This window comes from Cryptosporangium phraense (assembly GCF_006912135.1).
In the GTDB taxonomy this organism is placed as follows: domain Bacteria; phylum Actinomycetota; class Actinomycetes; order Mycobacteriales; family Cryptosporangiaceae; genus Cryptosporangium; species Cryptosporangium phraense.
Genome location: NZ_VIRS01000009.1, coordinates 46,929 through 67,425, shown reverse-complemented (window position 1 = coordinate 67,425; position 20,497 = coordinate 46,929). Strand labels below are relative to the sequence as shown.

Genomic DNA, 20,497 nt, shown 5'->3' with positions numbered 1-20,497 from the left:
GGTCATGACCATTCAGCCCGACATGTCAGTGAGCCGGATCGAGCTGGATCAGCTGATCCGCGGCGAGCACCACAACCCCCACGGTGTTCTGGGCGTCCATCGCCTGGAGAGCGGCGGCTGGGTGGTCCGGACGCTGCGGCCGGAGGCCGCCGCGGTCACGCTGGTCAGCGGCGACGAGCGCCGGGAGATGACCCGGATCCACGACGGCGGGGTCTTCGCGGTGGACTTCGCCGAGCAGCCGGGCGACTACCGGCTCGAGGTGCGGTACGACCACGGTCCGGGGCACGGCGCGCACGTCACCGACGACCCCTACCGCTGGCTGCCGACGCTCGGCGAGGTCGACCTGCACCTGATCAGCGAGGGCAGGCACGAACGGCTCTGGGACGTCCTCGGTGCCCACCTCCGGCACTACGGGACGCCCGGCGGAATGGTCTCCGGCGTCAGCTTCGCGGTGTGGGCGCCCAACGCCCGGGGCGTCCGGGTCACCGGTGACTTCACGTTCTGGGACGGCCGCGGCCTCCCGATGCGCTCGATGGGCTCCAGCGGCGTCTGGGAGCTGTTCGTGCCCGACGTCGGCGTCGGCGCCCGGTACAAGTTCCAGATCCTCGGCCCGGACGGGCACTGGCGGGAGAAGGCCGACCCGCTGGCCTTCGCGACCGAAGTGCCGCCGGCCACCGCCAGCGTCGTCACCGAGTCGTCGTTCGAGTGGAGCGACGCCGAGTGGGTGGCCACGCGCGACCAGGGTGGCTGGCACGCCAAGCCGGTCAGCGTCTACGAGGTGCACCTGGGCTCGTGGAAGCAGGGGCTCTCCTACCGGCAGCTGGCCGACGAGCTGGTCGAGTACGTCACGAACCTCGGCTTCACCCACGTCGAGTTCCTGCCGGTCGCCGAGCACCCGTTCGGCGGCTCGTGGGGCTACCAGGTCACCGGCTACTACGCCCCCACCTCCCGGTTCGGCGTCCCCGACGACTTCCGGTACCTGGTCGACCGGCTGCACGCCGCCGGCATCGGCGTCCTCGTCGACTGGGTGCCCGCCCACTTCCCCAAGGACGCGTTCGCGCTGGCCCGCTTCGACGGGACGCCGCTCTACGAGCCGGCCGACCCGCGCCGCGGCGAGCACCCCGACTGGGGCACCTACGTCTTCGACGTCGGCCGCAACGAGGTGCGCAACTTCCTGGTCGCCAACGCGCTCTACTGGCTCGAGGAGTTCCACGTCGACGGCCTCCGGGTCGACGCGGTGGCCTCGATGCTCTACCTGGACTACTCACGCAAGGACGGGGAGTGGCTGCCGAACGAGTACGGCGGCCGGGAGAACCTCGACTCGGTGAAGTTCCTGCAGGAGCTCAACGCCACCGTCTACCGGCACCACCCGGGCACGATGATGGTCGCCGAGGAGTCGACGTCGTGGCCCGGCGTCAGCCGCCCCACCCACGTCGGCGGGCTGGGCTTCGGGTTCAAGTGGAACATGGGCTGGATGCACGACACGCTCGACTACCTCAGCCGCGACCCGATCCACCGCCAGTACCACCACCACCAGATGACGTTCTCGCTGGTCTACGCGTGGAGCGAGAACTTCGTCCTGCCGCTGTCGCACGACGAGGTCGTGCACGGCAAGGGCTCGCTCTACGGGAAGATGCCCGGCGACCGCTGGCGCAAGCTGGCCCAGCTCCGGGCGCTGTACGCCTACATGTGGGCCCACCCCGGCAAGCAGCTGCTGTTCATGGGCGGCGAGCTCGCGCAGGAGGGCGAGTGGTCGCAGGACCGCTCGCTCGACTGGTGGGCGCTCGAGAACCCCGACCACGCGGGCGTCCAGAAGCTCGTCGGTGACCTCAACCGGGTCTACCGGGAGAGCCCGGCGCTGTGGACCCAGGACGTCGACCCGGCCGGTTTCTCGTGGATCGACGCCAACGACGCGGCGAGCAACGTCTTCTCGTTCCTGCGTCACGGCGCCGACGGGTCGGTGCTGGCCTGCGTGGCGAACTTCGCCGGGCACCCGCACCACGACTACCGGATCGGCCTGCCGCTGGTCGGTACCTGGGACGAGGTCGTGAACACCGACTCCGATCTGTACGGCGGGTCGGGCGTCGGCAACCTGGGCGAGGTCGTCGCCGAGGCCCGGCCCTGGCACGGCGAGCCCGCGTCGGCCTCGGTGACGCTGCCTCCGCTGGGCGTGATCTGGCTACGCCCGTCCGCGTCGGCTGCTGCGTCGGCCGCGGCGCCTGCGTCGTCCTCCGAGGCCGCAGCGCCGGTCGAGAGCGGACCGGGCGCGGCCGCGGGCCGGGACCCCGGAGCGGACCCGGGAGTTGTTCCTGGCACCCCCTCCGGCTCCGAGGAAGACTAAGCTCCGTACCTCTCCCACAACGAAATCAGGACGGAAAGTCACCTTTGTGAGCAGGACGAGAAGTGCATGTGCACCGACTCTCCCGAGCCGGTTGCAGACATCCCCTACCTACACGGCATGATCACAGTCGATGCCACACGATCGGATCCACCACGGCTTCCAGTGCCGTCACGTGAATATCGCCTTGCCCGAGGGGCCGGGCCAGGACCGGATACCCGACCTGCTCAGGGCGGCTGCGGCCACCATCGAGGAGATGGAGACCGACGGTCCCATCGGCGTGATGGACGTGTTGCTGCACTACGACCTCGAGGCCGGCGCTAACCGTCCTCACGTGACGCTCTACTACTACTTCCCCGAGGAAGACGAAGAGTTGCTCTGAGAAGGTCCCGGGTGGTCCCCGGGACCTTCTCCGTGTGTAGCTTTCGTATATAGCGTCCGCGTATTCCCGAGGCATGCTGATCGACCGCGCGGAGATCGAGCGGGCGTTACCGGGGTACGACATCGGCGGCCAGATCGGCCGTGGCGGGTTCGGGCTGGTGTTCACGGCGAGACACCGGCGGCTCGGTGTCACGCGTGCGGTCAAAGCGATCGTGGCGCCCGAGGTCGACGACGCCGAGCTGTCCCGCCGGTTCCTGTCCGAGGCCCAGTTGATGACCGAACTGGACCATCCACACCTGGTCCGGGTGTTCGAGTACGCCGAGCACGGGTCGGTCCGGCTGCTCGTCATGGAGTACCTCGCGGGCGGGACGCTGGGGCAGCGGCTGCACCAGCCGGTGACGCCGGAGCGGGTCTGCGCCTGGGCACTGGCGATCGCCGACGGGTTGCAGGCCGCGCACGAGCGCGGGGTCGCGCACCGGGACATCAAGCCCGACAACGTGCTGTTCACCGCGGGCGGGGCGCCGAAGCTCTCGGACTTCGGGATCGCCAAGCTGTTCGAAGGCACCGCCGCCTCGACCAGCGGCCTGCTCGGGACGCCGATCTACATGGCGCCGGAGCAGTTCCTCGGCGCGCCGGTGGGGCCGGCCGCCGACCTGTACTCGCTGGGCGCGACGCTGTACCGGGCGCTGGCCGATCGGACGCCGGTGGGCACCGACCTGTCGCTCGCCGCGGTGGTCCGGCAGGTGATCGAGAGGGAGCCGGCACCACTGGACGACGTCCCGTCGCGGGTCGCGGCGGTGGTGATGCGGGCGCTGGCGAAGAAGCCGTCGGATCGGCCGGCATCGGCGCAGGAGTTCGCGGTGGAGCTGGCCCGGGCGGCCCGGGACTCCTTCGGCCGGGGCTGGATCACGACGACCGGCGTGCCGCTCCGCGTGGACCCCCGAGTGCTCCTCGACGAACCCGCACCGCCGGCCCCCACTCCCCAGCCGGACGTCCCGACGCGGATCTCCGGCGGCCTGTCCCCGGCGTTCGCGCCCGCGGCTCTCGCCGCCGCGCCCGTGGCCCTCGCCGCCCCGCCCGCGGCTCCGGCGCCCGCTGCGCTCTCCGTCCCGCCTGCGCGGCCCCGCACGGGCCGGCGCACGGCGTGGCTGGTCGCCGCGGCCGGGCTCGCGGTCGTAGCGCTCGTCCTCACCGCCGGCTACGTCGGGTCCCGCCTCGGTTCGCCCTCGGCCGACGTCCGCGCCGGCGCGACGGCGCCCGTCTCCTCCGCGCCGGCCCCGCGCCCCACCCCCACCACGGCGACGCTCGTGAAGACCCTCAGCGGCCACACCGACGACATCTACGCGGTGGCCTTCGACCCGAAACGCCCGGTGATCGCCTCGGGCGGCAAGGACGGCTCGATCCGCTTCTGGAACACCCGCACCGGCGACCCGATCGGGCCGGCCCGCCCGAGCCAGCACGGCAACGTCGACGGCCTCGCCTACACCGCCGACGGCCGTACGCTCGTCACGTCCCAGTCCGACGGCACGATCCTGCTCTGGGACCCCCAGATCGGCCAGCGCCGCGGAGACGCGCTCACCGGCCACGACGGCGCGGTCAACGCGGTCGCGGTCAACCGGGCCGGGACCCTCATCGCCTCGGCCGGCAACGACAAGACCGTGCGCATCTGGGACCTGGCCACCGGCAAGCAGACCGTCCCCGCGCTCAAGGGGCACACCGCCGAGGTCACCTGGGTCGCGTTCAGCCCCGACGGCCGGCTGGTCGCGTCGGTCAGCTCGGACAAGACCGTCCGCCTCTGGAACGCGGCGACCGGCGCGGCGATCGGCGGCCCGATGACCGGCCACACGGCCGAGGTCTGGTCGGTCGCGTTCAACCCGGACGGCAACCGGCTCGCGACCGCGTCCGACGACGGCACGGTCCGGCTCTGGGACGTCGCCACCCGGGCCCAGGTCGGCTCGGCGCTCACCGGCCACAACGAGGGCGTCGACACGGTCGCGTTCAGCCCCGACGGCCGACTGCTGGCCTCGGCCGGCGAGGACAAGTCGCTCGGTCTCTGGAACCCGAACACCGGCCGCCTGATCAGCTTCGTCGCGACCTACCACTCCGACCTGATCTACAACGTGGCGTTCAGCGCCGACAGCCGCGAGATCGCGACCGCCGGCGCCGACCACACCGTCAAACTCTGGCAGCTGGCTTAGGTGTGCGCCGACGAGGCCCGCACCACGGTCCGGATCTGACGCAGCACGACCGTGAGCGTGGCCAGGTCCGAGGGCGCGTCCTCGGCCAGCAGCGCGAGCGTCGTCAGGGCCCGGCTGATCGTGTCCGCGTTCGCGTCGGCCCAGCGGCTGACCCGCTCCTCGGCCGTCATCCGGCCCGGCACCCGGCGCAGCACCTCGCGGGTGAGGCTGTCGAGCGCGCTGTACAGGTCGTAGCGCAGCGCGAGCCGGGCCAGCGCCTGCCAGCGGTCGGCCCGGGGCAGCGCCGAGATCCGGTCGAGCATCTCGTCCACCCGGAAGCGCTCGGACAGCGTATAGTACAGCGTCGCCACGTCGCGTCCGGACAGTTCGGTGTGGTGCGAGAGCTCGACGACGTCGAGCAGGCCGAACCCGTAGAGCGCGGCGGTGACGCGGTCGGCCAGGTCGGCCGGCACGCCCTCGGCCTCCAGGCCCCGGACGAACCCCTGGTACCGGTCGGCCTCCCGGCCGAGCATCAGGCTGCCCATCTCGGCCATCAGCTCGGTCATGCCCGGCCGCAGCCGGGCGATCTCGGCCTCGACGTCGAGCGACCCGCTGCGGCTCTGCAGCAGCCAGCGGACGCCCCGGTCGAGCACCCGGCGGGCCTGCACCATCACCGCCTGCTGAGCGGACGCGGGCACCGAGGAGTCGAGCTCGTTGGCCGCCCGCCACAGGTCGCCGAGCCCGCAGACGTCCCGGATCACCGCGTAGGCCCGGACGATGTCGGCCGGGGTCGCGCCGGTCTCCTCGACCGCCCGGAACACGAACGAGACGCCACCGTGGTTGACGACCTCGTTCACCACCGCGGTCGTGATGATCTCGCGGCGCAGCGGGTGGGTCTCGGCATACCGTGCATACCGTTCCCGCAGCGGGGTCGGGAAGTAGTCGCGCAGGATCGGACGGCACCAGGGGTCGTCCGGCACCGGCCCGGCCAGCACGTCGTCGGCCAGGCCGATCTTCACGTAGGCCAGCAGCACCGACAGCTCGGGCGAGGTGAGCGACTCCCGGGTGGCCGCGGTCTCGTCGTCGGGCAGGAACTCCAGCGCGCGGTCGAGCCGACCGGCCCGCTCGAGCTCGGACATCAGCCGCCGGTGGACACCCAGCAGCCGCGGGGCCAGGTGCCGGGCCAGCGACAGCGCCTCGTTCTGGGCGTAGTTGTCGGCCAGCACCAGGTGCGCGACCTCGTCGGTCATCTCGGCCAGCAGCGCGTTGCGGGCCTCGGTGTCGAGCTCGTCGGCGTGCACCGCCTGGTTGAGCAGGATCTTGATGTTGACCTCGTGGTCGGACGTGTCGACCCCGGCCGAGTTGTCGATCGCGTCGGTGTTCACCCGGCCGCCCTCGAGCGCGTACTCGATCCGGCCGCGCTGGGTCAGGCCGAGGTTGCCGCCCTCCCCCACGACCCGGGCGCGCAGCTGCTTGCCGTTGACCCGGACCGCGTCGTTCGACTTGTCCCCGGCGTCGGCCTGGGTCTCGTCGGACGCCTTGACGTACGTCCCGATCCCGCCGTTCCAGAGCAGGTCGACGGGGGCGAGCAGGATCGCCCGCATCAGCTCGGCCGGGCTGAGCCGGGTGGCGGTCTCGGGGAGGCCGAGGGCCGCGCGCATCTCCGGCGTGACGTCGACCGCCTTGGCCGTGCGGGGGAAGACCCCGCCGCCGGCCGAGATCTTCTGCTTGTCGTAGTCCTCCCAGCTCGACCTGGGGAGGTCGAAGAGACGTCGGCGCTCGGCGAAGCCGACGGCCGCGTCCGGGTTCGGGTCGACGAAGATGTGCCGGTGGTCGAACGCGGCGACCAGGCGGATGTGCTCGGAGAGCAGCATGCCGTTGCCGAACACGTCACCGGACATGTCGCCGACGCCGACGACCGTGAAGTCCTGCGTCTGGGTGTCGTGCCCGAGCTCGCGGAAGTGCCGCTTCACCGACTCCCAGGCGCCCCGGGCGGTGATGCCCATCGCCTTGTGGTCGTAGCCCACCGAGCCGCCGGACGCGAACGCGTCGCCGAGCCAGAACCCGTACTCGGCCGCGACCTCGTTGGCGATGTCGGAGAACGTCGCGGTGCCCTTGTCGGCCGCGACGACCAGGTACGAGTCGTCCCCGTCGTGCCGGACGACGTCGACCGGGGGGAGCACCGTGCGGCCGTCGCTGTCGAGGTTGTCGGTCAGGTCGAGCAGGCCGCTGATGAACGTCCGGTAGCAGGCGATGCCCTCGGCCTGGATCGCGTCCCGGTCGCCGCCCACTGGCGGGTTCTTGACCACGAACCCGCCCTTGGAGCCCACCGGCACGATCACGGTGTTCTTCACCATCTGGGCCTTGACCAGCCCGAGGATCTCGGTGCGGAAGTCCTCCCGGCGGTCGGACCAGCGCAGGCCACCCCGGGCGACCGCACCGAACCGCAGGTGGACGCCTTCCACGCGGGGCGAGTACACGAAGATCTCGAACTTCGGCCGCGGAGCGGGCAGGTCGGGCACCGCGCGCGGGTCGATCTTGAAGCTCAGGTACGGCTTGTGCCGACCGGCCCGGCCCCGCTGGAAGTGGTTCGTGCGCAGGGTCGCGGTGATCAGCGTGAGGACGCTGCGCAGGATGCGGTCGGCGTCCAGGCTCTGCACGGCGTCCAGGGCCTCGGTGAGGCTGACCAGCAGCGCGTCTCCGGCGGCGGCGCGGGCGTCGGCGTCGCCCCGGAAGTTCGGGTCGAACCGGGCGGTGAACAGGTCGACGAGCATCCGGGCGATCTGCGGGTTCTCGGCCAGCACCCGCTCGACGTACTCCTGCGACCAGCGGCTGCCGGCCTGCCGGAGGTACTTCGCGTAGGCCCGCAGGACCACGACCTCGTCCCAGGCCAGCCCGGCCGAGACCACCAGCGCGTTGAACCCGTCGACCTCGCACTCGCCCCGCCAGCAGGCCGCGAACGCGTTCTCCATCGCCGAGTGCACCCGGCGGATGTCGACCGGCACCGGGGGCGCGAGCGGTCCCGACTCGGCGATCGCCCGCCCGATCATGTGGGGCACGTCCGTGCCGCTGCGCACCCGCAGACCGAAGTCGTAGACCCAGGTCGGCTTGTCGTCGGTGCGCTGCACCCGGTACGGCCGCTCGTCCACCACCTCGACGCCGAGCGAGTGCAGCACCGGCAGCACGTCGGAGAGCGCCATCGCGTCGCCCAGGCGGTAGACCGTGAACCGCAGACCGCGGTCGGCCGACCGGTAGAGGCTGACGCCGAGGTCGCCCTCCTCCTCGAGCACCTCGATCCGGGACAGGTCCTCGACCGCCTCGGCCGGCGTGTGCTCGGCCTGGTAGGCCGCGTTGAACGCGGTCCCGTACCGGCGCAGCAGCCGGGTCGCCTGCTCCTCGCCGATCTCCCGGCGGATCTCGGTCGCGAACTCGTCGTCCCAGCTGCGGGTCGCGTCGGCCAGCCGCTGCTGCAACTGATCGACGTCGATGGGCCCGACCGAGGTGTTCGGGTCGGTGCGGACGACGAACTTCACCCGGGCGAGCACCGACTCGGTGACCCGGGTCGTGTAGTCGACGCCGACGCCGTGCAGCGCGTCCATCAGGATGTCTTGCATGCGCAGGCGGTTCTGCGTGGTGTACCGGTCGCGGGGCAGGTACACGACGCAGGAGATGAACCGGCCGTAGGCGTCCCGGCGGACGAACAGCCGCAGCCGCCGACGCCCGCCCAGCCGCAGCACGGCCATCGTCGTCTCGAACAGCTCGCTGGTCGCGATCTGGAACAGCTCGTCGCGGGGGTAGGTCTCGAGGATCTGCAGCAGGTCCTTGCCCGAGTGGCTGCTGCGGGAGAGCCCGGAGCGGGCCAGCACCTCGTCGACCTTGCGCGAGATCACCGGCAGCGCCCGCACGCTGTCCAGGTACGCCGCCGACGAGAACAGGCCCAGGAACCGGCGCTCCCCGGTGACGTTGCCGTCGGCGTCGAACGTCTTGAAGCCGACGTAGTCGAGGTAGGCCGGGCGGTGCACGGTCGAGCGCGAGTTGGCCTTGGTGATGATCAGCAGACGCTTGGCCAGCACGTTGGCCCGAACCTCTTCGGGCATGTCGGCCAGCCGGCGGGGGCGGCTCGCGCCCTCCCGGAGGATGCCCAGGCCGGTGCCCGGGACGGCGACCAGCGCCCGGTCGTCCCCCTCGAGCGAGTACTCCCGGTAACCGAGGAACGTGAAGTGGTCGTCGGCCAGCCAGCGCAGCAGCTCGCGGGCGTCGGTGACGTCCTTGTCGGGCACCGGCAGGGCCTTGTGGGTGAGCCCGTCGGCGATCGTGAGCGCACGGGCCCGCATCTCGTCCCAGTCGGTCACCGCGGCCCGGACGTCGTCCAGGACCCGGGCCAGGTCGGTCTGGAGTTGTTCCTCGGCCCCGCGGTGCGACCGGCGGTCGATCTCGATGTGCATCCACGACTCGACGACCTCGCCCGCGACCGGCGCGTCGGGGTCGCCCACCGGACGCACCTCGGTCAGCGTCCCCTCGTCGTCGCGGACGACGACCATCTGCGGGTGGACGAGCAGGTGGACGCCGAGCTCGTGCCGGGCCAGCTCGGCCGTGACCGAGTCGACCAGGAACGGCATGTCGTCGGTGACCAGCTCGATCACCGTGTGGCCGCCGCACCAGCCGGCGTCCCCGCTCGGCGTGCGGACCCGCAGCTTCAGCTCACCGCGGGCCCGGACCGCGCCCAGCTCCCGGTGCGAGACCGTCGCCGCGACCAGGTCGGCCGGCGAGCGGTTCAGCAGTTCCTCGGCCGCCACGTACCGGTAGTAGACCGGCAGCAGGGCCGCCACCAGCGGGTCGTCCGTGGTCGCCGCGGACTTCGCGATCAGCGCGTCCTTGTGGGCTTCGACCTCGTCGACCGAGGCGAGGAGATCGGCCCCGGGCGCCAGGCCCAGTTGCGGATCGACCACGAACTCCGAACCGGAGTCCTCCGTCTGCCGGGCGGACAGCGCACGCCGCTCCATTAACGCTCCCTCGATCTGCCGCGACACTGCGGATCACCGCCTGAGGCTGCCGGACGGTGACGCCCGGTCACCCTAACCCGTGTCGGCATCGGGTTCGGGTCCGCGGGTAACCCGGCACCCGAACAGCAACGTGCTGTTTTCACACACGAAAAAGGGGCCCCGCGGGTTCGCGTGGCCCCTCTGACGTGGCTTTCCTAGAACAGTGCGCGACTCAGGTCCCGACGCGCCTTGGCGACGATCGGGTCCTCCGGCGGCGCGATCGCGAACAGATCGAGGATGTGAGTTCGGACTCGGTTCCGGTCATCACCAGCCGTTCGGCGGATCAGCGCGATCAGCCGGTTGAACGCCTGTTCGGCCAGCCCGGACACGAACTCGACGTCGGCGGCCTGCGTCTGGGCGTCGATGTCGTCCGGCGCGGCCTCGGCGGCGGCCAGCACGGCCCGGCCGTCGGTGACGTTCTCCAGCCGGCGCATCAGCCCGATCTGGGCGATGCCGCTGGTCGCGTTGAGGTCGTTCGGCGTCTCGGCCAGCATCGCCTTGTAGGCCGCCTCCGCGCCGTCGAGGTCACCGGCCTGCAGCTTGTCGTCGGCGTCGATGAGGCGCTGGTCGGCCGGCGCCTCCGGCACCTCACCCCCGGCCGCCTGCACGATCGCGGCCAGCCACTGGCGCAGGTTCGCCTCCGGCTGCACCCCGGCGAACGCGTCCACCGGCTGACCGTTCGCGATCGCCATCACGAACGGAATGCTCTGGACGCGGAACGCCTGCGCCAGCCGCGGGTTGGCGTCGATGTCGATCTTGGCCAGGACGAACGCGCCGTCGGCCTCGATCGCCAGCTTCTCGAGCACCGGCGAGAGCTGCTTGCAGGGCTGACACCACTCGGCCCAGAAGTCGATCACGACCGGCGTCTGCACCGAGCGCTGCAGGATGTCGTTCTGGAACGTCGCCTCGGTGACGTCGATGACGTAGGGCGAGTCGCTGGACGGCGGCGCATCTGCTGCGGCCGGTGCGCCACCGGCCGGCGCAGCCGCGGGCGGAGTGGAGCGCAGTGCGGAAAGGTCGACGGCGCCGGCCAGCGAGGCGGCCGTCATGCGGGGATTCGGCTGTCGCATGCCTACAGTCTTCCACTCTCACCGGCGGTGTGACCTGAGGTAGTCCCGTGACAGCTCGTCGAAGACCGAGCGGGTGAGCCCGAACGCCTGACCCCAGGCCGGTGGATCGGCGAGAAAGTCGTCCAGCGAGCCGATGACCGCGGACCGGCTGGGGCTGTCGGCGACCTGTTCCGCGCCGATCCGTACCTCGCGCAGGAACGCGTAGGGGTCGCCGAGGTCGGCCGCCAGCCGCTGTTCGGCCATCAGCACGAGAGACCAAAAGTCCTGGTCAGGATGCAGTTGCTCCACGTACCAGACGATCGACGCGCTGAGATGTGCCGACCACCGGATCGTCGGCTCGGGCGGCCGCGCTCCCCCGGCCCGGTACACGAACTGGCGGATGGTCCGGTCGGCCCAGGCGGTGAGCTCGGCGTGCCGGCTCGACGCGTACGTCTCCACCCCTCGATCAAAGCGTCAGGCCGCAACCGATTCCAGCGGCTGCTCGGCTGCCTTGCGGGCCGCCCAGCGCTCGAAGAAGAGCGTCCCCAGCGGCGGGATCGAGGCCAGCAACCCGACGAACGTCGCCCGGGCGCTCCAACCCGCCACCGGCCGCGTGAGCAGCACCGACACCACGTAGAGGATGAACAGTGCGCCGTGGATCGGCCCGAAGATCTTGACCCCGATCTCGTTCTCGACCACGAGATACTTGAAGACCATTCCGATCAGCAGGCCCGTCCACGACACCGCCTCGGCAAACGCGGCGAGCCGGAACATGCGAAACGTAGTGCTGGATGCCGTCGACATGACGACATAGCGTAGACGATCAGTTGCGGCGCCGGGCGCGGCGGCCCCGCGCCCTTTGCTGAGATCCCACCGTTTGCCGACTAGTCAACGTCATTCGAGCCCCCGACACGTGCCTTTGCCGCCAAACGCCCGCCCGAGCCGCCCGCGAGGTTTGGTGAGAGTCAGGGGTTGACGCGAGGGCCTCCGGGCAGGTGTGCAGTCGACCCACCGACTGGGCTCGGACGCCTGCGGCCGGCCCGCTGCAGCGTTGATGCCCGCTGACCGGCGCGGCGGGCGACCGACCGGTTCCAGGTGCCCCACGCCACCGCCGCCCGCTGGGCGGCCCGCTGCCGGCCTCAAGGCCGGGCCGGGATGACCGACCGGTCCAGCCAGCCCCACCACGGCCCGGCCCGCACCACTCGGCGCACCGAACGGCGGATCATCCGGGTCCGGGTGACCACGCGGATTGGCCCGGCGCGCATCGCGGCCCGGCTAGGCCTCAACGCCCCAACGGTTCGCCGCGTCCTGACCCGCTACGGCCCCGCGCCTGATCCACCTCGACAGCGCCACCGGTGTGTGAGTTGGCCGCAACGTGCGCGACCGACCCGGCGACCTGATCCACGTCGACGTGAAAACCCGACGGCGGCGGCCACCGCATCCTCGGACGCGCACAAGGCAGACGCAACCAGCGCGCCACCACCGCGCGCGAGAACTGCCGAGCGGTGATCGGCTACGCCTACCTGCACACCGCCCGGCGACCACTCGCACCTGGCCTACACCGAAATCCTCGAGACGAACGTGCAGAGACCGCCACCGCGTTCTGAGCCCGCGCCCGAGCCTGGCTCAACAACCGCGGAATCACCGTCGCTCGGGTCCTCACCGGCAACGGCTCCTGCTGCACATCCCGACTGGCCGACACCCTCACCGCGGCCGGGATCACCCACAAACGCACCCGCCCCTACCGGTCAGAAACAGAACGCCAGGGCGCATTCGTGCCCCAACCTGATGGGATAGAACACCCAGCGCTCAACGTCTGCCAGCCTGCACGGTTTACCGCCCAACCTCGGCCCGGCACAACCTCAACCCGAGGCACAACCTCAGCGCGTTCCGCCAAGCTCAGCCCGGCACAACCTCAACCCCAGGCACAACCGAAGCCACCCGCCAGACCACCCCGGCCCACCCGGCCGCCCCGCACCCCCGGCCCCGGCCCGCCTGGCCCCCCGGCCCGCCCGGCCCCGGCCGCGCCCGCCCACACCCACCCCGCCTCAAGCCGAAATGCGAACCCGCTCCGCCCGCACCCGATAAACCCCAACCCCCACCCGCTCAGACCGCGCCTCAACGCCGGCCCGCACCCCCCGCGGCCACCGAGTCTCAGCCGACCACACGACCCCGTCCAACTCCGCGCCCTCGAGCTCCGCCCCCGTCAAGACAGCCCCACTCAAAACCGCCCGCCGCAACGAAGCCCCCACCAACCGAGCCTCGATCAACGACACGTTCGAGAAATCCGCCCCCACCATCAGCGCACCCTCGAAATTCGCCCGAGCCGCATCCGCCCCGACCACCTCGGCCATCCCGAGATCGGCCTCCCGCAGATCCGCCCCGGCCAAATCGGCCGCCACCAGATCGACCCGCCGCAACTGCGCGCGAACCAGATCGGCATCCGCCAACCGAGCCGACCGCAGGTTCGCCCCCAACAGATTCGCCGCGCGCAGCGTCGCGCCGCGCAGGTCGGCCCGGGCCAGACATACGTCGCGCAGATCGACGCTGGTCAGCTCGGCCTTCTCCAACTGCGCGTCGCGCAGGTCGGCACCCCGCAGGTCGATGCCGTCGAGCCGGCCGGCGCGCAGGTCGGCATCCGACGGCAGCAGCCGGACGTCGAGCGCCGTGCCGACCTCGAGGACGGCCGTGCAGACCTGCTGATCGACCCAACCATGCCGGGCCTCGGGGAAAGCGGTGTCGAAGAACTCGCGACTGAGCTCGCGGAAACTCCCGCGCACGTGATCCGGAGGTGCCATCGCCGCCTCCTCAGTGGGAGCTCGTCAACGCGGGCTGCGGGCAGATGGGGCATCGTCCGTGACGCGCCATCTTGTTCAAGAGTAACGCAGATGCACGAACCGCTCGACGTATCGCGAGCTCTCCGGACACATTGGGGCTCACGATATCGGTGTCGAGCACACGCGCGACCACTATCTCCCAGTGCGCCTGGGCGGTTCGTGTTCCATTGTGAAGTCCGACGTACGACGGCACGAAGTCCTGCGGGACGCCCGGCCAGCCGGCGACCGGCGGCGGCAGCGCGGCGACCATCCCCCGCCGGTTGCCGTTGGCCTGCTGCTCCACCAGTTCCCAGAGCAGCGGGATCAGCTCACTCATCGTCGAGTTCCCGCAGGATCTCGCGAAGGTCGTCTTTACTGATCTGCGGGAACGACTCGTTCAGCGACCTCGACCGGCGCGACCCGATCGAATCGCTGACCACGTAACCGGCGACCGCACCGGCGACACCGGGCATCACCAGCCAGCCGGCCACCGACAGGAACCAGGCCAGCACCGGCGCCGACGTCGCGGCCGGCGATTCGATGCCCAGGCTGACGTCGTACGCGTCCCGCCAGCCGACGACGAACCCGGTGACCACGTAGAGCACGGCCAGCGCCACGAGCACCGGCAGCCCGCGGAAGAGTAACCAGTACCGCAGGTTGCGCTGGTGGCCCTGCGAGCGCCACCACCGGCGCAGCAGTTCCCTCCGTCGCTCGCGCGCAACAGCGGGAGCGGGAAGCGGGAATTCCGCGGGCACGTCGGCGTCGCCCGGCTGGGCGTACCCCGGTGACCGAGCCATACGTCCAACGCTAGTGCAGTTCGCGAGCAGATTCGTCCAGCAAGGACTCAGCGGCCGTGTAGGGGTCGAGCTTTCCGTCGAGGATCCGGTCGGCGAGCGCGTCGAGCGCGGTTCCGCCGCGCCGATCGCCGATCCGGGAGCGCACCTCCGCGACCGCGATCGCCTCGATCTCCCGAGCCGCCCGGGCCCGCCGACGGTCGCGCAGGCCTCCGGTCTGCTCCAGCCACGCGCGGTGCGCGTCGATCGCGCTCAGCACGTCGTCGACGCCCTCGGCGCGGGCGGCGACGGTCTTGACGATCGGCGGCCGCCAGCGGTCGTCGGAGTACGCACCGGCCAGGCCGAGCATGCCCTGCAGGTCCCGGACGGTCGTGTCCGCGCCGTCGCGGTCGGCCTTATTGACGACGTAGACGTCGGCGACCTCGAGGATGCCGGCCTTCGCGGCCTGGATGCCGTCGCCCATGCCCGGCGCGAGCAGCACGATCGTCGTGTCGGCGAGCGACGCGATCTCGATCTCGGCCTGACCGACGCCGACGGTCTCGACCAGCACGACTTCGTACCCGGCGCCGTCGAGCACCCGGATCGCCTGCGGGGTGCCGACCGAGAGGCCGCCGAGCTGGCCCCGGGACGCGATCGACCGAATGAAGACGTCCGGGTCGGTGGCGTGCTCCTCCATGCGGATCCGGTCCCCGAGCAGCGCTCCGCCCGAGAACGGCGACGAGGGATCGACCGCCAGCACGCCGACCCGCAGATCCCGCCGTCGCAGCGCCCCGACCAGCGCGTTCGTACTGGTGGACTTCCCCACCCCGGGCGCCCCGGTCAACCCCACCACGTAGGCCCGCCCGGCGTGCGGGGCCAACGCCGCCGCGACCTCCCGCAGCCCGGGATGCCCGTCCTCCACCATGCTCACGAGCCGCCCCACCGCCCGCACCGACCCACCCCGCGCGTCATCGACCAGCGCAGCGACGTCCGCATGACGACGGCTGGACACGATCAACCCTCCCGCTGAATGCACCGGGCCGCGGCGTCGAAGACGGCCGCGGCCCGGGGGTAGGAACGTGCGCCCTCGATCAGGCGCCGGCCACCTTGACGATCAGCGCGTCGCCCTGGCCGCCGCCTCCGCAGAGAGCGGCAGCGCCGACGCCGCCGCCTCGGCGGCCGAGTTCCAGGGCCAGGTGGAGCACGATCCGGGCGCCGGACATCCCGATCGGGTGGCCGAGCGCGATCGCCCCGCCGTTGACGTTGACCTTGGCGTCGATCTCGTCCTCGGAGAGCCCGAGCGCCCGCGCCGAGTGGACGCCGACCGCGGCGAACGCCTCGTTGATCTCGATCAGGTCGAGGTCGGCGACGGTCAGGCCTTCCTTGCCCAGCGCGTGCTGGATCGCGTTCGCCGGCTGGGGCAGCAGCGAGTTGTCGGGCCCGGCGACGTTGCCGTGCGCGCCGATCTCGGCGATCCAGGTCAGCCCGAGCTCCTGCGCCTTGGCCTTGCTCATGACGACGACGGCCGCGGCTCCGTCGGAGATCTGCGACGACGACCCGGCGGTGATCGTGCCCGCCTTGTCGAACGCCGGACGCAGCTTCGCCAGCGTCTCGACGGTCGTGTCGGGCCGGATGCCCTCGTCGGCCGAGAACACGATCGGGTCACCCTTGCGCTGCGGGATCTCGACCGCCGCGATCTCGCCGTCGAACAGCCCGTTCTTCGCCGCCGCGGCGGCCCGCTGGTGCGACCGCGCGCTGAACGCGTCCTGGTCGTCCCGGCTCAGCCCGCTCTTGCCGACGAACGCCTCGGTCGACGCCCCCATCGCGATGTGGTCGAACGAGTCGGTTAGCCCGTCGTGGGCCATCGAGTCGAGCACCTCGATCGAGCCGTACTTGTATCCCGCGCGCGACTTCGGCAGCAGGTGCGGCGCGTTGGTCATCGACTCCATGCCGCCGGCCACGACGATGTCGAACTCGCCCGCCCGGATCAGCTGGTCGGCCAGCGCGATCGTGTCGAGGCCGGAGAGACACACCTTGTTGATGGTCACCGACGGCACCGACATCGGGATGCCGGCCTTCACCGCGGCCGGCCGGGCCGGGTTCTGCCCGGCCCCGGCCTGCAGGACCTGACCCATCAGCACGTACTGCACCTGCTCGGGCGACACGCCGGCCCGCTCGAGCGCGGCCTTGATCGCGACCGCGCCGAGGTCGGCCGCGGAGAAGTCCTTGAGCGAGCCCTGCAGCCGGCCCATCGGGGTGCGTGCACCGGCGACGATTACGGAAGTCATGGGACGCCCTCCGGATTGTGAAGATTTCGGGGATGTCACGTCACCATACCGATGGGTAGCTTCAAACTGGTCGTGAGAGAGGCCACAGCTTTTCGCAGGTCGCGTGCGTACCTTCGCGGTCACGCTGAGAGGAGGCCACCGATGGCCATTCGCCGGATCGATCACGTCGGTATCGCGGTTCCGGACCTGGACGAGGCGCTCGCGTTCTACGAGAAGACGTTCGGCCTCGTTGCCGAGCACGAGGAAGTCAACGAGGAGCAGGGCGTCCGCGAGGCCATGCTGGTCCCGGCCGACGGCGATCCCGGAACCGCCCGCCTGCAGTTGCTCGCCCCCCTGCGTCCGGATTCCGCGATCGGCAAGTTCCTCGACCGGTCGGGCCCGGGCATCCAGCAGATGGCCTACACGGTCGACGACGTCGACGAGACCAGCGCTGAGCTCCGCGCGAAAGGTCTACGCCTTCTTTATGACGCTCCGCGGCGGGGCACCGCCGGCTCGCGGATCAATTTCGTCCACCCCAAGGACGCCGGCGGCGTCCTCGTCGAGCTCGTCGAGCCTGGTGGACTGGATCACAGCTCGGACTTCTGAATCGCTACTGGTAAGTAACATTCGGCGCCTCCGACCCCCCATATCTCTGGAGGCGCCGACCGTGAAGCAGATCCTGGAAGCGATCCTGTCCGACGAACTCGACGCCGTAGCCGGCCTGGAGGTCCCCGAGTCCTACCGGGGCGTCGTCGTCCGGAAGGACGAAGTGGACATGTTCGCGGGCCGGACGACCCGCGAGAAGGACCCGCGCGAGTCGCTGCACGTCCAGGACGTGGCGACGCCGGAGCTGGGCCCGGGCGAGGCGCTGGTCGCGGTGATGGCGTCCGCGGTCAACTACAACACGGTGTGGACGTCGATCTTCGAGCCGCTCTCGACGTTCGGGTTCCTGGAGCGGTACGGCCGGCTCTCGCCGCTGACCAAGCGTCACGATCTGCCGTACCACGTCGTCGGCTCGGACCTGGCCGGCGTCGTCCTGCGCACCGGGCCCGGCGTCAACCTGTGGAAGCCCGGCGACGAGGTCGTCGCGCACTGCCTCTCGGTGGAGCTGGAGTCCTACGAGGGGCACGACGACACGATGCTCGACCCCGAGCAGCGGATCTGGGGCTTCGAGACGAACTTCGGCGGCCTGGCCGACCTGGCGCTGGTGAAGGCCAACCAGCTGATGCCCAAGCCCGACCATCTCTCCTGGGAGGAGGCGGCCAGCCCCGGGCTGGTGAACTCCACCGCCTACCGGCAGCTGGTCAGTAAGAACGGTGCGGCGATGAAGCTCGGCGACACCGTGTTGATCTGGGGCGCCTCGGGCGGCCTGGGGTCGTACGCCACCCAGATGGTGCTGGCCTCGGGCGCCACGCCGGTCTGCGTGGTCTCGTCGGCCGACAAGGCCGACATCGTCCGGTCGATGGGCGCCGAGCTGGTGATCGACCGGAACGCGGAGGGCTACTCGTTCTGGAAGGACGAGCACAACCAGGACCCGCGCGAGTGGCGACGGTTCGGCGCGAAGATTCGCGAACTCACCGGCGGCAAAGACCCCGACATCGTGTTCGAGCACCCGGGCCGCGAGACGTTCGGTGCGAGCGTCTTCGTTGCACGAAAAGGTGGAACGGTCGTCACGTGCGCGTCGACGTCCGGATATCTGCACCAGTTCGACAACCGTTACCTCTGGATGAACCTGAAGCGGATCATCGGGTCGCATTTCGCCAACTACCGCGAGGCCTATCTGGCCAACGATCTGATTGCCACCGGAAAGATTCATCCGACGCTCTCGAAGGTCTACCCGCTCGAGCAGACCGGCCAGGCCGCGTTCGACGTCCACCAGAACCTCCACCAGGGAAAGGTCGGCGTGCTGTGCCTCGCTCCCGAGGAGGGGCTCGGGGTCCGGGACCAGGAGAAGCGGCACCGACACCTCGACGCGATCAACCGTTTCCGGTCGCGTTAGGTCTGACGGCCGTGGGGCTGCGGGCCCCACGGCTGAGTCGGGCATCAGACGAACAGCCGTACGGTGTGTCGCTTGGGATTTTCGTGGCGAATGTGAGAGAGGGTTCGCTAGATGCGGCCATCTGGGTCTGCGATAGTGGGCGGCATGCAGCCGACCCCCACCGAGAACAACCTCTCGTTCTTCGACTCTTCGAACACCGATCCGGGCTTCACCATCGCGCTGCGCGGGTACGACCGGCACCAGGTGAACGAGCACCTGCAACGACTGAACACGGAACTGACCCAGCACCAGAGCGCCAAGGGCGAGGCCGAACAGAAGCTCGCCGAGGCGCAGCACCGGGTCCGCGCCGTCGAGCAGCAGCTCACCGCGTTGCAGCAGCAGATGCGTAGCCAGCAGAAGCAGCTCCAGGAGAACTCGAAGCCGACGCTGAGCGGCCTCGGGACCCGGGTCGAGCAGTTACTGCGGCTGGCCGAAGAGCAGGCGAACGAGCACCGCACCGAGGCCGAGAAGAAGGCGGAAGAGACCCTCTCCGCCGCCCGCCTCCAGGCCCGCGAGCTGACCGAGAAGGCCCGCGCCGAGGCGCAGTCGGTCAAGGTCGCCGCCGAGCGCGACGCCGGCGGCGTCCGCGAGGCCGCGGAGCGCGACGCGTCCGAGATCCGCAACGAGGTCGCTCGCGAGGTCGAGGGCAACCGCGCCACCGCCGACCGCGAGACCCGCCAGATGCGCACGACCGCCGACCACGAGGTCGCCGAGCTCAAGGCGCGCGTGCACCGCGAGGTGGCTCAGCTGCAGGCCACCGCCGAGCGCGAGGCCACCCAGCTCCGGGCCGCGGCCAAGCAGGAGACCGAGCAGCTCCGCAACAAGGTCAAGGCCGAGACCGAGGGCCTGCGCACCACCGTGCGGCAGGAGACCGAGCAGCTGCGCGCCGAGGCGACCCGCGAGGCCGAGCAGAAGCGCGGCGAGGCGAGCCGCATCCTGGCCGAGGCCCGCGAGAAGCGCGACAACGACCTCCAGGCGCTCGAGCTCCAGCTGGCCGAGGGTCGCGAGCGGGCCGAGCAGGAGGAATCGCAGCGCCACGCGGCCGCGGTCTCCGAGACGCAGAAGCTGGTCGGCGAGGCCGAGCAGCGCGCCCGGGTCGCCGAGACCCGCGCCCGCGAGGTCGAGGCCCACACCGAGTCCCGGCGGAAGGCCGCCGAGGCCCAGGCCAAGGACATCGTCGAGAAGGCGCGCGCGCTCGCCGACAAGACGGTCAACGAGGCCAGGGCCGAGTCCGAGCGCCTGATGTCGGACGCGAAGGCCAACGCCGAGCACAACACGACGCAGGCCAAGCGCCAGGTCGCCGAGCTCACCTCTCAGCGGGACGCCATCACCACGCAGCTCGGGCAGCTGCGCGAGATGCTGGCCGGCCTGGTGGGTGGCGGCGCGGCGGCGGCCACCGTGGCCAAGGCGGCCGAGGCCGCCAAGGTCGAGCCGGTGGAGGCACCGAGCGCGAACGGCCGCGGCTGATCGTCCAGTAGTTCTTCGTACCGGGCCCCAATGACGTGGCCGGGTATTCGTACGGGCGGCTGCACCCCGTCGAGGCGCGGTGACCCTGCAGACGCAGGGTCACCGGCCGCTTTCACGGAGTCATCCCGGACAGGAACCGCTCGGGCGTG

15 protein-coding genes are annotated in these 20,497 nt (G+C 71.0%); 6 read left to right on the top strand and 9 right to left on the bottom strand.

Going from position 1 to position 20,497, the window contains the following annotated elements:
- Positions 1-4 precede the first annotated feature (4 nt).
- The 3 genes from glgB to FL583_RS14605 all read left to right on the top strand — a co-directional run bounded on the left by glgB (position 5) and on the right by FL583_RS14605 (position 4,917).
- Positions 5-2,341, top strand: coding sequence for a 1,4-alpha-glucan branching protein GlgB (gene glgB / locus FL583_RS14615; protein WP_142705174.1), 2,337 nt, complete (start codon positions 5-7; stop codon positions 2,339-2,341).
- Between the two features lie 172 nt (positions 2,342-2,513).
- Positions 2,514-2,720: a hypothetical protein gene (locus FL583_RS14610; RefSeq protein WP_142705173.1), complete on the top strand. Its 207-nt coding sequence runs from the start codon at positions 2,514-2,516 to the stop codon at positions 2,718-2,720.
- Between the two features lie 73 nt (positions 2,721-2,793).
- Positions 2,794-4,917, top strand: a complete 2,124-nt coding sequence (locus FL583_RS14605) for a WD40 repeat domain-containing serine/threonine protein kinase (protein ID WP_142705172.1) — start codon at positions 2,794-2,796, stop codon at positions 4,915-4,917.
- Here FL583_RS14605 and FL583_RS14600 read toward each other — a convergent pair.
- From FL583_RS14600 to FL583_RS14555, 9 genes are all read right to left on the bottom strand, one after another.
- Positions 4,914-9,899: an NAD-glutamate dehydrogenase gene (locus FL583_RS14600; RefSeq protein WP_142705171.1), complete on the bottom strand. Its 4,986-nt coding sequence runs from the start codon at positions 9,897-9,899 to the stop codon at positions 4,914-4,916. The genes FL583_RS14605 and FL583_RS14600 overlap by 4 nt on opposite strands.
- A 194-nt stretch (positions 9,900-10,093) precedes the next feature.
- Complete coding sequence (gene trxA / locus FL583_RS14595) at positions 10,094-11,008, bottom strand: thioredoxin (RefSeq protein ID WP_142705170.1); 915 nt, start codon at positions 11,006-11,008, stop codon at positions 10,094-10,096.
- A gap of 18 nt (positions 11,009-11,026) precedes the next feature.
- Entirely contained in the window at positions 11,027-11,446 is a 420-nt protein-coding gene (locus tag FL583_RS14590; protein ID WP_142705169.1) for a hypothetical protein, read from the bottom strand.
- A 15-nt stretch (positions 11,447-11,461) separates the two neighbouring features.
- Positions 11,462-11,761, bottom strand: coding sequence for a DUF3817 domain-containing protein (locus FL583_RS14585; protein ID WP_142705168.1), 300 nt, complete (start codon positions 11,759-11,761; stop codon positions 11,462-11,464).
- A 1,274-nt stretch (positions 11,762-13,035) separates the two neighbouring features.
- Entirely contained in the window at positions 13,036-13,785 is a 750-nt protein-coding gene (locus FL583_RS14575) for a pentapeptide repeat-containing protein (RefSeq protein WP_142705166.1), read from the bottom strand.
- A 10-nt stretch (positions 13,786-13,795) separates the two neighbouring features.
- Positions 13,796-14,140 carry a hypothetical protein gene (locus tag FL583_RS14570; protein ID WP_142705165.1) on the bottom strand — a complete coding sequence of 115 codons (345 nt, stop codon included), beginning with the start codon at positions 14,138-14,140 and terminating at the stop codon, positions 13,796-13,798.
- Positions 14,133-14,600 carry a DUF6313 family protein gene (locus tag FL583_RS14565; RefSeq protein ID WP_142705164.1) on the bottom strand — a complete coding sequence of 156 codons (468 nt, stop codon included), beginning with the start codon at positions 14,598-14,600 and terminating at the stop codon, positions 14,133-14,135. The genes FL583_RS14570 and FL583_RS14565 overlap by 8 nt, the downstream gene beginning before the upstream one ends.
- Positions 14,601-14,610: 10 nt before the next feature.
- A complete protein-coding gene (gene meaB, locus FL583_RS14560; RefSeq protein WP_240746689.1) occupies positions 14,611-15,588 on the bottom strand; it encodes a methylmalonyl Co-A mutase-associated GTPase MeaB in 978 nt (325 codons plus the stop codon).
- 79 nt (positions 15,589-15,667) lie between these two features.
- Positions 15,668-16,864 carry an acetyl-CoA C-acetyltransferase gene (locus tag FL583_RS14555; protein WP_142705163.1) on the bottom strand — a complete coding sequence of 399 codons (1,197 nt, stop codon included), beginning with the start codon at positions 16,862-16,864 and terminating at the stop codon, positions 15,668-15,670.
- A gap of 141 nt (positions 16,865-17,005) precedes the next feature.
- On the opposite strand from FL583_RS14555, the gene mce reads away from it, so the two are divergent.
- From mce to FL583_RS14540, 3 genes are all read left to right on the top strand, one after another.
- A complete protein-coding gene (gene mce, locus FL583_RS14550) occupies positions 17,006-17,449 on the top strand; it encodes a methylmalonyl-CoA epimerase (RefSeq protein WP_170323646.1) in 444 nt (147 codons plus the stop codon).
- A 61-nt stretch (positions 17,450-17,510) separates the two neighbouring features.
- Positions 17,511-18,842 carry a crotonyl-CoA carboxylase/reductase gene (gene ccrA / locus FL583_RS14545; protein ID WP_142705162.1) on the top strand — a complete coding sequence of 444 codons (1,332 nt, stop codon included), beginning with the start codon at positions 17,511-17,513 and terminating at the stop codon, positions 18,840-18,842.
- 144 nt (positions 18,843-18,986) lie between these two features.
- Positions 18,987-20,348: a coiled-coil domain-containing protein gene (locus FL583_RS14540; protein WP_142705161.1), complete on the top strand. Its 1,362-nt coding sequence runs from the start codon at positions 18,987-18,989 to the stop codon at positions 20,346-20,348.
- Positions 20,349-20,497: the final 149 nt, after the last annotated feature.

Bases quoted from the DNA above. Each gene is read 5' to 3' on its own strand.
- glgB (WP_142705174.1), top strand. From the start codon at position 5: ATGACCATTCAGCCCGACATGTCAGTGAGCCGGATCGAGCTGGATCAG.
- FL583_RS14565 (WP_142705164.1), bottom strand. From the start codon at position 14,600: ATGGCTCGGTCACCGGGGTACGCCCAGCCGGGCGACGCCGACGTGCCC.
- FL583_RS14600 (WP_142705171.1), bottom strand. From the start codon at position 9,899: ATGGAGCGGCGTGCGCTGTCCGCCCGGCAGACGGAGGACTCCGGTTCG.
- trxA (WP_142705170.1), bottom strand. From the start codon at position 11,008: ATGCGACAGCCGAATCCCCGCATGACGGCCGCCTCGCTGGCCGGCGCC.
- FL583_RS14555 (WP_142705163.1), bottom strand. From the start codon at position 16,864: ATGACTTCCGTAATCGTCGCCGGTGCACGCACCCCGATGGGCCGGCTG.
- FL583_RS14585 (WP_142705168.1), bottom strand. From the start codon at position 11,761: ATGTTCCGGCTCGCCGCGTTTGCCGAGGCGGTGTCGTGGACGGGCCTG.
- mce (WP_170323646.1), top strand. From the start codon at position 17,006: ATGGCCATTCGCCGGATCGATCACGTCGGTATCGCGGTTCCGGACCTG.
- FL583_RS14570 (WP_142705165.1), bottom strand. From the start codon at position 14,140: ATGAGTGAGCTGATCCCGCTGCTCTGGGAACTGGTGGAGCAGCAGGCC.
- FL583_RS14575 (WP_142705166.1), bottom strand. From the start codon at position 13,785: ATGGCACCTCCGGATCACGTGCGCGGGAGTTTCCGCGAGCTCAGTCGC.
- FL583_RS14540 (WP_142705161.1), top strand. From the start codon at position 18,987: ATGCAGCCGACCCCCACCGAGAACAACCTCTCGTTCTTCGACTCTTCG.
- FL583_RS14605 (WP_142705172.1), top strand. From the start codon at position 2,794: ATGCTGATCGACCGCGCGGAGATCGAGCGGGCGTTACCGGGGTACGAC.